Here is a 13,949-nt window from a genome sequence, read left to right as displayed (position 1 = left end):
ACGAGCGATGCTCCACTTCAGCGAGACACTGCGCCTGTTCCACATCAACCGGGTGCTGCTGCGCCACGGCCTCGACGAGGTCGTCCTCGCCACCCACCTGCTGCGGCCGCTGCGCTTCCTGACCTATCTCTCGCCCTGGTACTGGTTCCGCGGCGAGCACGCCCCCTATCCGGTACGCATCCGCCGCGTGCTCGAGGACCTCGGCCCCATCTTCGTGAAGTTCGGCCAGATCCTCTCGACGCGTCGCGACCTGCTGCCCGACGACCTGGCCATCGAGCTCGCCAAGCTCCAGGACCGGGTGCCGCCGTTCCCGGGCCTGGTGGCACGGGCCCTCATCGAGAAGGCCTGGGGTCAGCCCATCGAGGCAGTCCTCGACGCCTTCGACGAGACCCCGCTCGCGTCGGCCTCGATCGCGCAGATCCACACCGCCCGACTCAAGGACGGGCGCGAGGTCGTCGTCAAGGTGCTGCGCCCAGGCATCGAGAAGATCATCCGCCGTGACGTGCGGCTGCTCTACACGATCGCCGAGCTGGCACAACGCTACTGGAAGGACGGGCGGCGGCTGCGCCCGGTCGAGGTCATCCGCGAGTACGAGAAGACCATCTTCGACGAGCTCGACATGCAGCGCGAGGCGGCCAACGCCTCGCTGCTGCGGCGCAACTTCCTCAACAGCGAGAAGCTCTACGTCCCCGAGGTCTACTGGGACCTGACCCGCGCCAACGTGCTGGTCATGGAGCGGATCTTCGGCACCCCGGTCAGCGACGTCGCGGCGCTCAAGGCCCAGGGCGTGAGCATGCAACTGCTCGGCGAGCGCGGCGTGGAGATCTTCTTCACCCAGGTCTTCCGCGACAACTTCTTCCACGCCGACATGCACCCGGGCAACATCTTCGTCGAGCCGAGCGGTCGCTACATCGCCGTCGACTTCGGCATCGTCGGCACGCTCAGCACCGAGGACCAGCGCTACCTCGCCGAGAACCTGCTCGCCTTCTTCAAGCGCGACTACCGCCGCGTCGCCGAGCTGCACGTCGAGAGCGGCTGGGTACCGCGACACACGCGGGTCGAGGAGTTCGAATCGGCGATCCGCACCGTCAGCGAGCCGATCTTCGAGAAGCCACTCGCCGAGATCTCGTTCGGTCACTTCCTGGTGCGCCTCTTCCAGGTCGCGCGCCGCTTCGACATGGAGGTCCAGCCCCAGCTCGTGCTGCTGGAGAAGACCCTGCTCAACATCGAGGGCCTCGGCCGCCAGCTCTATCCGCAGCTCGACCTCTGGACGACGGCCAAGCCGTTCATGGAGCGCTGGATGCACGAGCAGTTCGGCCCCAAGGCCTTCCTCGCGCACGCCCGGCGCAATCTGGGGCCGGTCTCCGAGCGGCTCCCGGACCTGCCACTGCTGACCTTCCACGTCCTCGACCGGCTGACCCACGACCGCCTGGCGATCCAGTGGCGCTCCGAGGAGCTGACCCGCCTGCGCCAGGAGGTCCAGGCCGGCCAGACCCGCACCAAGGCCAACCTCGCCGCGGCGACCCTGTTCTTGAGCGGCACCCTGCTGCTCCTGTTCGGCCCCGGCGAACTCCTTGCGCCGGTCGCCGCCCAGGTCCTCGCCGGCCTGTGCCTGCTCTCCGCAGCGGTCCTCTTCGCCTGGCGTCCGCGGCCAGCCCCCACCGGCGGCTGAGGCGAGACGCGAACGGGCGCCCGGCGCGCCTCACCCGGCCACGGCCCCGGCGACATCGGCGCGGCCCGTAGCGCGTAGGGCGGGAAAGCGCAGCGCATCCCGCCGTTCTGACTCAGGTGGCGCGCCGGCCGGAGGAGATCGATATCCACGGCGGCGCCTCCCCCACCGATGGAATCGGCTTGATCGCCTGGCGCGCGAGGATCCCGGACAGCGCTCCCATGGGCCTGGCTGCGCGAGCGTCATCGGGAGTCCTGATTAGCAAGATGCTTCAGCTACCATCGAAAAGCCAGAGAATCCCAATACCGATGTGCGTATCTGGCGTTCGTAAGCTGCCGTTATTTTTGCGCTTTCACGTAGCCTGGTCACCAGGTTCTCGGTCGGATCTCGGCTCGGCTGAAGAAGCTTGCTAATCAGGTCGGGAGTTGGTGCCCCGTGGGTGGCGGGATGCGCTTCGCTTTCCCGCCCTACGTTCTTAAGATAGCCGCCAGCCGGCCGTCGGGTTACGCCCCCAAGGGGCTGACCCGACTACGTCTCCCATGCGGCGCCGGCGCCGTCGGTCGGGCGAAGCCCCGTCAGCCCCGGGGGGCGAGGCCCGAGGCCGACCCCTTCAGGTCGAGGCCCTTGAGCTTGTTGCGGAACTCGCCCGTCACCGATTCGATGTCCTGGTCGCTCGCGATCACGCGCGGCGTCAGGATCACGACCAATTCGGTGCGATCGGCGCTCTTGCTCGTCTGGCCGAACAGGTTGCCGAGGACCGGCACCCGATAGAGGCCGGGGAGGCCCTGTTTGCCGGTCTCGCGCTGGTCCTTGATCAGGCCGCCGAGGACGACCGCCTGATTCGAACGCACGGCCACGGAGCTGGTGATGTTGCGGGTCTGGAAGGTCGGCGAATCGACCCCCTGCTCGGTACGCTCCCGCACGACGCTGCTGACCTCCTGCTCGATCTCCATCTGCACGAGTCCGCCCGGCGTGACCCTGGGCTTGACCGAGAGCATCACGCCCGTGTCCTTGTACTGGATCTGGTTCACGATACGGTCGTCCGTCGTCGTACCCTGCTGCTCGGTCGTCACGATCGGGACCTCCTCGCCGACCTGGATCTTGGCCGTCTGGTTGTCCATCACCATGACCGACGGCGAGGACAGCACATTGACCAGATTGTCGCCGGCCAGAGCGCTCAAGGTCGCGCGGATCTGGTCCGGGCTGGCGATGACGGCCCAATTGAAGCCTGGGAAGGACTTGGCGATGCCCGACTGGGTCGTATCGTCGAGGGTGCCATCGAGCGAGAAGTCCTGCTCGTAGTCGCCGAGCTTGCCGAAGATCTGCCACTGGATCCCGTACTGCAGGCTCCCCGACAGCGAGATCTCGACGATGGTCGCCTCGACGAGCACCTGCAAGGGCACGATGTCGAGCTGCTTCAGGGCATCAAGCAGGCTCTTGTAGTCGCGCGGGGTCGAGCGGATCAGCAGCGAGTTGTTCACCGCATCGGCGACGATGCTGACGTTCGAGGACAGTTCCAGGCGGCTGGCGGTTGCGCTCGTCTGCCGCGAGGCCGTCGACGAACCGGGATCGTCGGGGTTGGCGGATTCGAGCGCCGCCGAGCGCAGGCCCGGGGCCACGCCACCGACCTGACGCCGCACACCGCCGGCGTCGCTGGCGAAGAGTTGGCTTAGGATATCGGCCAGGGCCACGGCGTCGCCGTGCTTGACCCGGTAGACGAACAGCCGCTGGGCACCGTCCCCGGCCGCCTCGGCGATGTCGAGGCGCTGGATCCACCCCTGGACCTGGGTGAGATACTTCTCCTGCGGCGAGATCACGAGCAGGCTGTTGGCGCTCTCGATCGGGATGAAACGGAACAGGCCCTTGAAGGGGTTGCCGCCCTCGCCGTCGGCGAGCAGACCCTCGAGCTGTGTGGCGACGTCGGCGGCCTTGGCATAGTCGAGCGCGAAGAAGCCCACCGACAGGCCGGCCATCCAGTCGACGTCGAAGGCTCGGATCGTGTCGAGGACATTGCCGAGCTGCGGGCTGGTCGCCGCGATCACGAGCAGGTTGCGCACCGTGTCGACCCGCACGATGCTCCCCTCCGGCACCAGGGGCTGGAGGATCTGGCTCATCTCTTCGGCGCCGATGTACTGGAGGGGGACGATCTGGACGCTGTAGCCGTTCGGCAGCGCGCGCGTGGACTCGCCGAGCTGGCTGGCGACCTTGCCCTGGATGGCGCTGGCCAGCGGGACGACCTCGTAGCGGCCGTCCTTCTCGACGAAGGCCGCGTCGTTCATCCGCAGCAGGGTCTCCAGCGTCGGGATCAGCAGGTCGCGGCGCAAGGGCCGACCGGTCTGCAGAGAGACCGAGCCCTGCACGGCGGGATGGATGACGTAGTTGGCCTGCAAGAGGTCGCCGAGGACGACCTTGACCACCTCGCGGATATCGGTCCCGTCGAAATTGAGGGTCACGTCGCCCGGGGTCGTATCGACGGCGGGGCGGTCGATCGTGCCGACGAAGGTGCCGGTCCCCCGATCGATGGAATTCCCGACGCGCGGCCCGCCCGAGTCGCCGACGGCGATGCCGCCTTGCGGGCGTAGCGCCGAGGTCTCCGCGCCCGGGGTCTTGCCGAGCGCATCGCCGACCATGTGGCCCTTTTCGTCGCTGACGCGCAGGGTCGGGTCCCAGTCCCCGGGTTCGCAGCCCCCCAGCCCGAGGCCCGCCGTCGTGACGAAGGTCCCAACGAGGGTCCAGAGGAGGGCTCGCCCCTGACGGGGCTCGTGGGGGACATCGCGATACATGGTGTTGACCTACTGGCGATCGGGTTGATTTGACGGGGGACGCAATCGCGAGCCCGGGCGACCCGCGCGGCGGGGCGGCTCGGCTCGCTCGGGCCGTGCCGGAAAGGTGCGCAGCAGGAGCGTCTCGGTCCGCCCCTGGTACTCCAGCGCCAACCGATCCGACCGGATCTCGCGGACGATCCAGCCCGCCAACTCCTCGCCGGCCCTGACCTCGAGCAGCTTCGGGTCGGTGGCAGCCTTCACCCAGGCCATCGTCAGGTCCGGGGTCATGATGACGGCGACGAGGTCCAGGGTCTCGAGTACCCCGGCCTCGTCGGCAACGGCCGTCTGCCCCTCCGCGGCCTCCGGCTCCGGCGGCCGGCGGTCCGGGACGAACAGGGGTCGCTCGACGACCTCGGCATAGGCCGAGCGCTCCTCGCCGGCATCCTGGTCGACCAAGGGTGCGAACTCGGCGAGGAGGTCGCCGCTCGGCTCCGCCGGGGCGGACGGCGGCGCCTGCGTCCAGGTCGGAGGCGGCGGCCAATCCGACCATTGCAGCGCGAGCAGGCCGAGCAGGCCGATCGGCAAGGCCCACCAGAAGGGCTTCACGGGCCACCTCCGAGGGCATAGCCGAAGACATCGAGGCGGATCGTCAACAGACCATCCTGGCGCGTCGGGACCGGTCGGCGCTGGTTCATGGTGCGATGGGGCCTGGCCGTCGAGCGCACCGAGACCTGGTCGATGAACAGCAGCGGGCGGGCCTGCTCGATCTCCAGCAGCACGTCGAGCAGCGTCTCGACGGTCCCCTGCAGCTGGGTGCGGATCCTCACCCGCGGCGGCTCCTCGCCCGACGGCGAGGGCAGCAGTTGGGTACTGATGAGCCGACCGGCCGCGGCCTGGACGATGTCTTGGAGGCGCCGCTGAAGGTCGGCACCGGCCAGCGCCGCGGTCGGGGCATCGAAGTAGAAGGATTTGAGCTCGTCGTTCGAACGGACCTGCTCGAGCTCGGTATGCAGCGTCGGCAACATCCGCAACGCCCGCTGGAAGCGCTGGAGCTGCTCGGTGCGCTCATCGATCCGGGCGTCGAGGGAGCTTAGGCGATCGAGCCACGCCCCGCCGACGGCGAGGACGAGGGTCAGCGGCAGCCCCACGACCAGGACCCGCAAGAGCCAGCACCGGGTATTCTTCGAGCGCAGCGGTATCACGAGGACCCCGGCTGGACGTAGCGAAAGGCGATGTGAAAGCGTTCCATGCCGGTCTGGGCGACCTGGGTCACCGGCGAGCGAAAGCCGACGCCATCGAGCCCCGGCGCGCTCTCGAGCAACTCGATGAGGGCCGTCGCGCGCGCCGACTCGCCGCGAATCTGGACCTCGCCGTCGCGGACCTCGAAGCTCTGGATCCAGGTATCGTCGGGCAGGCGCTGAGTGAGTTCGCGCAGCAGGTCGCTGATCCTGGGCTGTTCGGCCTTCTGCCGGAGGATCGCGAGACTGGCCTCGCGGGCCCGCTCGAGGGTCTGCCTGAGATCGTCGACCTTGATCGCCTCGGCCCGTGCGGCGCGCAGGTCCTCATCGATCCGCTCCAGGATCCGCGCCCGCTGCCACAGGGGCGAGGCCATCGCCGCGACCAGCAGCACCAGCGTCAGGCCGGCGAGCGCGCGTGGTGCGGTGAGCAGCGGCACCTTGCGCGGCGGGCGGTCCTGCGGGGCGAGGAGGTTGGCCCTCGGCCAGGCGCCGTCCCAGGTCAGTTGATCGACCGGCCGCCCCGCCTCGCGCAACCGCTCGAGCCAGGGCTGGACCCGGTCGCGGCGGCAGATCGCCAACTCGACGGTCAGTCGGTCCGAGCGCCCGGCGGCCTGCGCGAGGCAATCGAAGAAGACCTGGTCGGGCGAGAACGGCGAGAACCGATCGATCTCGTAACGCACCACCTGGGCGAGGTTCTCCCGTACCTGCATTGGCAAGGTCACGGTGCGGCGCAGAACCCAGTCGGCCGGCAGGCCGAGGACCGTGCGGTGGCGCTCCGCATTGCGGCCCTCCCCCGCCAGCGGCGGGAGTTCACCCTTACCGGTCGGCTCCAGGTGCCCGAGCGGCTGGCGGGCATCGCCGGTCGCGAGCTGCAGCTCGGCGCGCTCGCCACCCGAGATCGTCACCAGCAAGCGCCGATCCCGGCCCTGAAGCCAGCGACGCACCCGCTCCGGCGCGCAGGCGAGCAGTTCCTCGCGCCACAACGCGAGGCGGGGGCCGTCGAGGACGGCCCCCAGGAGCTGGATGGAGCGGAGCCGCTCGGCGATCTTCATCTCATCATCTCACACGCCTTCCATGCCACCGTGACAGCCGGAGAGACGAACGCCACGCGGCGGCGACACCGGCAGGCTCGTATCCAGGCAAGGAAAGGGGACCCATCCATGCACGACGATCGATCATCGACGTCCGCAACGCCCCCGGGGACATGATCATACCATTACCCATATCTCAGACAACGCGCCGAATCAGCGGCTTGCAGGATGCCCGGCCATGGCTGGGCCCCGCACCCGGTCGCCCGAGAGCCCCCGTCGGCCCGAAGCGTCGGCCCGAAGCGTCGGCCCGGTCTCGGGCGACATGATTTCACAAGACGCGATCTTATCGAAAAAAGATTGCGATCGCGGCCGGCACCGCCGACCCGTGCTGATCAGCGGGAGCATGCCGAGGAGGCGCATCGGTGGCCTCCGCAGCCGTCGCCTGCGCCGGTAAGGGCCCGCTCGCGGACGATCCGGGCCGCCGATCGCCGATCAGTCGGCTCCTCCGGTGGGCAACCACGTCGGGCAGGCGCCCCAGCACCGCAGTCGCTGACGAGGCACAGGCCCGCCCGCGCGCCGTAAACCGACAGCGGCCTCGACCGGCGGCGCGTTGCCGACCGTCTGTTCACGAAAAGCGGATGCGGCCCGCCAGCCCCGCAGCATGGCCAGAGGTATGATCGGCACGCACCCGCGTTGGGGCGCGCCTCGCCCTCGCGGTCAGTCCTGGCTCAGCCCCAGGCGCCGCCAGCGGACCTCGTAGGGCGAGGGACCGCTCGGGGAGGTGTTCACGAGGGTATCCATAGTTCGTGTACGCCTCCCATCGATTACCCAGGTCACGCGGATGCGGTACAGGGGGCCACCGCGATCGACTCCAGCGCGCGGCCCGCGCCCCATCGAAGGGTCCTCCTCCGACTGGCCCCGATCCGCGAGGAGCATCTCCAGCGTCTGGCCGCGCAAGGCGGCGAGGACCAGCGGCGCCGCGAAGGTCTCATCGACGCCGCGACGATCCCCATCGACGGTCAGTACAGGCGCGATGGCCTCGTAGAGCGCGTCGCTCATCCCCATGACGAGCCGCAGTTCCTCGACGGACTCGAACGGCCCGTCCTTGGCACCGTATGGATAGCCAGCGGCCGCATAGTCGTCGTCCTCTGCCCCGTCGAGCAGCGCCAGCGCGTCTCCGTCACGCCAATCGAGGATCCGGTCGGCCAGCGCGGCGGCGAGTTCCGGTTCCACGGGCAGCGCCAGCAGCAAGGACTCCAGGTGCTCGCGCTCGGTGACATTGAGATCGAGCCGCGAGGCCTCGTTCTCGATCCTGACCTCCAGGGTCTCCCCGGCGAAGCGCCACAGGTGGGGCTGCCCATCCGGCAACCAACCCAGCGCCCAACCCGGCGTCGCCGCCTCGCCCCCCTGGGGTGGGGCCTCCTCGAGCTCCAGCGGCGGCGGCGACAGCAGTTCGTAGAGGGCCGCATTGACGGCCGCATCGGCGAGGGCGCGAAAGCGCACCGCGTCGACCTGATTGCGGGTCAGGGCCGTCTCGGTGCGCTGAGTCGCCGTCAGGCCGAGGGCCATTACGGTGAGCAGGGCGATGACCCAGAGCACCAGGACCAGGGCGATCCCGCGCGTGACCGTCGGCGGCGCGCGGTGACGGCCTCTGGTCGCCGCCGGGCGGGGACGGTCGCGGTCGCTGCCTGCGCGTGACATGGAGCAATCCCCTGAATGCTAGCGGCCGGTCGGTAGGTCGACCAGCAGTTCCGGCCAGGCGCCCGCGGCGGTCTCGATCCGGATCGACAGCCGCTGCGGGAGCATCGGCTCCTCGATCCAGTCCTCGCCCCAGGCGGTCTCCCCGTCCTCCAGGCGCAGGCCAAAGTAGGCGATCTCGAATCCCTCGACCGCCGGCAGGAGCACGGTCGCACCGAAGGCGCCGGCCGCGCGGTCCTGATCGAGCAGGTCACCGAGGGCCAGGTCTCCCCCCTCAGCGCCCAGCGGCGCCCAGGGCGGCACCTCATCGGTCCCGGCCAGGATGTCCGGGTGCAGCAGCCAGCGCACGAGCACCAGCGCGGCGCGGCCGTCGACCTCCATGACCGACAGCCGCAGCAGGTAGAGCCCCGGCAGGCCGACGCGCGTCGCCAGCGGCGCGGCCCACTCCAGGTGCTGGGCATCGCCGGCGAAGACCGGCCGCGGCTCGCCGTCGAATTCGACGGCCGCATCCCGTGCCTGCAAGAGGGCCGCAGTGAGGAACTGCCGCGCGACCCGCCGTTCGGCGCCGCGCTCGGCGAGTCCCTCGACGCCCTCCCAGGCACGCGAGCCGAGCCGCAGCCCGGAGAAGAGGAGCAGCAGGATCAACGCGATCAGGGCGAGGGCGATCAGTAATTCGACGAGCGTGAAGCCGGCGCCCGCCGACGGCACCCGCGGCCCCTTGCCGGCCCGCCCGAGCCGCCATGCGACGCCCGCCGTGGCGGTCACAGCGGCGGGCCACCCAGGCGCAGGGTCGGCAGCGTCAGGCGCCGCACGCCCGCCCCGCCGTCGCGCCAGAGGACATCGACCACGACGCGATAGAGGGTCCATGGGGCCTCGCCGAACGGGTCCTCGACACCCCAGTCGGGGACGATCCGGATCGTCCACGCGAGCCCGTCGTCGGTCTCGCCTTCATGGACGCCGGGCTCCAACGGGATCTCGTAGCCGACCTGCCGCAACTGGAGCTCGGCGAGCGCGGCGGCACGGTCGTAGCCCTCGCCGATGGCGGTCGTCGTCATCGCCCGCGAGAAGATCTGCAGCAGGACCCCGAGCGACAGGGCCAGGATCGTGAAGGCAACCAGGACCTCCAGCAACGAGAAGCCGGCCTGTCGCCGCGGGCGGTGAGGGATGGGCATCAGGGGCAGGCCTCGCACGGCGCCATTCGGATGGCGCCCGTGAGCCAATTGACGCCGACCTCGTAGCCGCGCCCTTCGCGGGCCAACACGATCAGCCCCCCGGTCGAGCTACCATCGGGGAAGAACCGGATCGCCCCCATCCGATCCCCGTCCGTCTCGCGCTCGGCCGCCTCCAGCCGCACCCGGATGTCCTTCGGCAGCCGACCGGACCGGTAGTCGCCGTCGACGCGAAAGGAGCGCCCCTCGACATCGAGGGTGAAGGCCGCATCGCGCCCTGAGCGGATCGCCTCGGTGCGCGCCAGGCGCAGACCGGCGACCGTGCGGCGCGCCGCCGCCTTCAGCTCGACGCCGGGAAGCGCCTGCCCGATCAGCGGCGGGGTCACGGCCAGGACGGCCGCGATCAGCGCCAGGACGACGAGCAGCTCCATCAGCGTGAAGCCGGCCGCGGCACGCCGCACGGTCGACGGGCCGTGCGCCTCTATCGGGGGGCGGGGCCTAGTCCCAACTCGTGATGTCGGCATTCTCGCCATCGCCGCCCTCGCGCCCATCGGCCCCGAGCGACCAGATCTCGAAGGTCCCGTGCTCGCCCGGGAAGCGGTAGAGGTAGTCATTGCCCCAAGGGTCCTCGGGCACCTTGCCCTTCTTCAGATACGGGCCGTTCCAATTCGGTACCGACCCGGGGTCGCTGACGAGGGCCTCGAGACCCTCGTCGGAGGTCGGATAGCGCCCGACCTCGAGCCGATAGAGATCCATCGTCGCCGCCAGGTCGGCGATCTGCAGCTGGGCGGTCTTGGTCTTCGAGCTGCCGAGGAACTTCATCACCTGCGGGCCGACGAGCCCGGCGAGGAGCCCCAGGATGGCCAGCACGACCAAGAGTTCGACGAGGGTGAAGCCGGCTACGGGGCGACGAGGTTTGATCACGGGTGAAACTCCTTCGAACGGGAAGCGAAAAGGGATCGAGCGCGTCAGAAGACCAGCTCGTTGGCACCGAGGATCGCCATCAGGATCGAGACGATGATACCGGCGACGATGACCCCGAGGCCGATGATGAGGAGGGGCTCGAGGAGGGTCAGCAACCGTTGGACGCTGGCCCGGGTCTCCTGGTCGTAGAGCTGGGCGACCTTCGCGAGCATCGCATCCAGGCTGCCGGACTCCTCGCCGACGCGGATCATCTGCAATGCGAGCCGCGGCAGCGCACCCCGCCGCGCGAGCGGCTCGGCGAGTCCGCGACCGCGCTTGAGGTCGTCGCTCGCGTCGCCGAGCAGGCCGAGCAGGCGGCGATTGCCGACGACCTCCTTGGCCAGATTGAGGGCCGTCAGCAGCGGCAGCCCATTGGCCAGCAGCGTCGCCAGGGTGCGGGTGAAACGGGCCGTCTCGAGCTTCCAGATCAGCTCGCCGAACAATGGCAGGTCGAGCAGCCGATGGTCGAGCCGGGCCTTCGCCTCCGGACGTTGCAGCAGGCGCTCGATTGCCAGGGCCGTCAGGGCCAGGCCGCTCAGCATGGCCCACCAGTAGTTGCGGAAGGCGTCGCCGAGGGCGACGACGATCTGCGTCGGCAGCGGCAGCGCGGCGCCCATGTCCTCGAACAGGACGGTGAATTGGGGCACGACCCAGACCAACAGGGCGATGACCGAGAAGCCCGCGACGGCAAACAGGATGGCCGGGTAGTAGAGGGCGGACGTGATGGTGCTGCGCAGCTCGGCACTGCGCTCCAGATAGTCGGCCAGGCGTTCGAGCACCGCATCGAGCGCCCCGCTCGCCTCGCCGGCGCGGACCATGTTGACGTAGAGGCGCGGGAACTGGCCGTCCTGGGCCTCCAGGGCGCTGGAGAAGGTCGCCCCGCCCCGTACCCGCGACTGGAGGTCCTCGAGGACCGCGACGAGATGGGCCTCGGTGGTCAGATCGATGAGGATCTGGAGCGAACGGTCGAGGGTCAGACCGGCCTCCAGCAGGGTCGCGAGCTGGCGGGTCACGATGCCGACCTGGTTCTGGGTCAGCCGGCGCGCCGCCCGGCGCCCGATGCGGGCACGCCACCAGCCGCCACCGGTACGGGTCTGGATCGGGATCAGCCCCAGGGCTTGAAGATGCTTGACGACGGCCGCCTCGTCGACGGCCTCGAGGTCGCCCTCGACGACCTCGCCGTCCGGCTTCACCGCCTTGTACTGGAACGTCGCCATGCCTCAGGCCGCCTCGGCCACGCGCAGGACCTCTTCGACCGTCGTCAGCCCCTTCAGGGCCTTGAGCAGGCCGTCATCGTACATGGTGATCATGCCCTCGGCGATGGCGATGCGTTGGATCTCGGTCGCGGTCGCGTGGGCGAGGACGGCCTGGCGGATCGGGTCGGAGATGACCAGGACCTCGGCGATCACGAGCCGACCGAGGTAGCCCATGTCGTTACAGCGCGGGCAGCCGACCGGCCGGAAGATGCCTACCGGGGCGCCCGCGGCGAGCTCGGCGAGCCGCTCGGCGAGGGCCGGCGGCACCTCGGCCGCGGCGCGACAGTGCGGGCAGAGGCGGCGCACGAGGCGCTGCGCCAGGATGCCGTTGACGGTCGAGGTCAGCAGATAGTCCTCGACCCCCATCTCGAGCAGGCGGGTCACGGCGCTCGCGGCGTCGTTCGTGTGCAGCGTCGAGAGCACGACGTGACCGGTCAGGGCCGACTGGACGGCGATGCGCGCCGTCTCCAGGTCGCGCATCTCGCCGACCATGATGACGTCCGGATCCTGGCGCACGATCGCGCGCAGGGCGCCGGCGAAGGTCATGCCGATCGCGGACTTCACCTGGATCTGATTGATCCCCTGGAGTTGGTACTCGACCGGGTCCTCGACGGTGATGATCTTGCGTTCCTGCGTATTGAGGCGGCTCAGGGCCGTGTAGAGGGTCGTACTCTTGCCGCTGCCGGTCGGGCCCGTCACGAGCAGGATCCCATAGGGTTGGTCGAGGATGGTCAGGAGCCGCTGGCGCGGTCGGCCCTCGAAGCCGAGGGCATCGAAGTCGAAGCGCACGCTCTCCTTGTCGAGCAGGCGCATGACGACGCTCTCGCCGAACAGGGTCGGCACCGTCGAGACGCGCAGGTCGAGCTCCTTGCCCTGGATGCGGATCGGGATGCGCCCGTCCTGCGGCAGGCGGCGCTCGGCGATGTTGAGTTTCGACATGATCTTCACGCGCGAGACGACGGCCGCCGTCGAGCGCACGGGCGGGGCCTCGACCTCCTTGAGGATACCATCGATCCGGTAGCGCACCTTGAGCGTATCGGCGAACGGCTCGATGTGGATGTCGGAGGCCCGACACTCGACGGCGCGCTGGATGAGTTGGTTGACCATCCGGATCACGGGCGCCTCGCTGGCGAGGTCCTTGAGGTGCTCGATGTCGTCCTCGTCGATCGCACCCAGCGCGCCCTCGGTCTCGCGCTCCCCCTCCTCCTCCGGGCCCTGCTCGTAGAGCTGTTCGATCGCCGATTCGATCTCGCTCGGCAGCCCGACCCGCGGCACGATGGCCTTCTCGGCGGCGGCGGCCAGCGCCGCGTGCAGGAAGGGCTCGGTCGGGTCGGCGAAGGCCACCTCGAGGGTCGTCGCGTCCTCGCGCAGCGGCAGGACCCGCGCGTCCTTCAGGAAGCGCAGACTGAGGCGGTCCTCGGCCACCGGCTCGCGGGGAAAGGTCGCCTGCTCGGCGAGCGGCAACCTCAACACCTCGACGAAGGCCTGGGCCAGGTCCCGTTCCGAGACCAGCCCGAGCCGCACCAGCATCCGCAACAGGCCGTCGCCGCTCTCGCTGGCGATCCGTTGGGCGCGATGGTGGTCGGCGGCGCTGAGCTTGCCGCGCCGCTGCAGCTCGGCGATGATCGGGGCGTGCGGCTCGTTCGGGGTCGCGGATTCGGCCGGCGAATCCTCGACGAGGGACACCGCGCCCAGTTTGGGCTCGGCACGATCCTGGATGGGCTCAACGGCGGCCATGGCTAAAATCCCCGCAAGGCGCTGGTGCTTCGCCGACGCGACCGCGTCGATCGATATCGAATGCTGCCACTCGGGTCGCGGACAATGCAATCCTCCGTGCATGACCACCGACAGCGGATCCGTTCTGGTCGGCGGACAAGGCGCGCAGATCGGGTTTGGCGCCTAGCCACGGCGGTCCTTGCGGAGGGCACGGCTGGCGGTCGGGGTGCCGCGTAGGTCGGATCAGGCGCGCCGGCACGGCGCTCGCTGCGAATGAACAGGTGGTGCGCGCCGTAACCCGACAGCCGCCCTCGGCCCGGCATGGCCACGCGGGCGGCATTGGGCCGACGGGCATCATCGGAACCTACGCCACCGCGCGCCACGGCAGGGTTCCACGTGGAACATCGCCACGCCGACGCATTCGACCGCCTCCCAGGACCCTCC

The 13,949-nt window shown here is 69.7% G+C and carries 12 protein-coding genes; 1 reads left to right on the top strand and 11 read right to left on the bottom strand.

Annotated features, from left to right (window positions below):
• Positions 1 to 7: 7 nt before the first annotated feature.
• Complete coding sequence (gene ubiB, locus CKO41_RS08405; protein WP_200381821.1) at positions 8 to 1,672, top strand: ubiquinone biosynthesis regulatory protein kinase UbiB; 1,665 nt, start codon at positions 8 to 10, stop codon at positions 1,670 to 1,672.
• Positions 1,673 to 2,244: 572 nt separating this feature from the next.
• Here the strand turns inward: ubiB and gspD are convergent.
• From gspD to gspE, 11 genes are all read right to left on the bottom strand, one after another.
• A complete protein-coding gene (gspD, locus tag CKO41_RS08400) occupies positions 2,245 to 4,452 on the bottom strand; it encodes a type II secretion system secretin GspD (RefSeq protein ID WP_200381820.1) in 2,208 nt (735 codons plus the stop codon).
• A 9-nt stretch (positions 4,453 to 4,461) separates the two neighbouring features.
• Positions 4,462 to 5,040 carry a hypothetical protein gene (locus CKO41_RS08395; RefSeq protein ID WP_200381819.1) on the bottom strand — a complete coding sequence of 193 codons (579 nt, stop codon included), beginning with the start codon at positions 5,038 to 5,040 and terminating at the stop codon, positions 4,462 to 4,464.
• Entirely contained in the window at positions 5,037 to 5,597 is a 561-nt protein-coding gene (gspM, locus tag CKO41_RS08390; RefSeq protein ID WP_242464121.1) for a type II secretion system protein GspM, read from the bottom strand. Before gspM ends, CKO41_RS08395 begins: the two co-directional genes overlap by 4 nt.
• A 35-nt stretch (positions 5,598 to 5,632) precedes the next feature.
• Positions 5,633 to 6,724: a PilN domain-containing protein gene (locus CKO41_RS08385; protein WP_200381818.1), complete on the bottom strand. Its 1,092-nt coding sequence runs from the start codon at positions 6,722 to 6,724 to the stop codon at positions 5,633 to 5,635.
• Between the two features lie 696 nt (positions 6,725 to 7,420).
• Positions 7,421 to 8,404 carry a type II secretion system minor pseudopilin gene (locus tag CKO41_RS08380; RefSeq protein WP_200253252.1) on the bottom strand — a complete coding sequence of 328 codons (984 nt, stop codon included), beginning with the start codon at positions 8,402 to 8,404 and terminating at the stop codon, positions 7,421 to 7,423.
• Positions 8,405 to 8,422: 18 nt separating this feature from the next.
• A complete protein-coding gene (locus tag CKO41_RS08375) occupies positions 8,423 to 9,166 on the bottom strand; it encodes a prepilin-type N-terminal cleavage/methylation domain-containing protein (RefSeq protein ID WP_338115555.1) in 744 nt (247 codons plus the stop codon).
• On the bottom strand, positions 9,163 to 9,573 hold the full coding sequence (locus tag CKO41_RS08370) for a type IV pilus modification PilV family protein (RefSeq protein WP_200381816.1): 411 nt from the start codon (positions 9,571 to 9,573) through the stop codon (positions 9,163 to 9,165). The genes CKO41_RS08375 and CKO41_RS08370 overlap by 4 nt, the downstream gene beginning before the upstream one ends.
• The gene (locus CKO41_RS08365; protein WP_338113842.1) at positions 9,573 to 10,031 is read right to left on the bottom strand and encodes a GspH/FimT family pseudopilin; all 459 of its coding nucleotides are present in this window, start codon (positions 10,029 to 10,031) and stop codon (positions 9,573 to 9,575) included. The genes CKO41_RS08370 and CKO41_RS08365 overlap by 1 nt, the downstream gene beginning before the upstream one ends.
• Positions 10,032 to 10,068: 37 nt before the next feature.
• A complete protein-coding gene (gene gspG / locus CKO41_RS08360) occupies positions 10,069 to 10,494 on the bottom strand; it encodes a type II secretion system major pseudopilin GspG (protein ID WP_200381815.1) in 426 nt (141 codons plus the stop codon).
• A 44-nt stretch (positions 10,495 to 10,538) separates the two neighbouring features.
• A complete protein-coding gene (locus CKO41_RS08355; protein ID WP_200255053.1) occupies positions 10,539 to 11,750 on the bottom strand; it encodes a type II secretion system F family protein in 1,212 nt (403 codons plus the stop codon).
• 3 nt (positions 11,751 to 11,753) lie between these two features.
• Positions 11,754 to 13,526 carry a type II secretion system ATPase GspE gene (gspE, locus tag CKO41_RS08350; protein ID WP_200255055.1) on the bottom strand — a complete coding sequence of 591 codons (1,773 nt, stop codon included), beginning with the start codon at positions 13,524 to 13,526 and terminating at the stop codon, positions 11,754 to 11,756.
• Positions 13,527 to 13,949 lie beyond the last annotated feature (423 nt).

This window comes from Thiococcus pfennigii (genome assembly GCF_016583835.1).
Lineage (GTDB): Bacteria > Pseudomonadota > Gammaproteobacteria > Chromatiales > Chromatiaceae > Thiococcus > Thiococcus pfennigii.
This window is presented reverse-complemented; position numbering and strand designations above follow the sequence as displayed.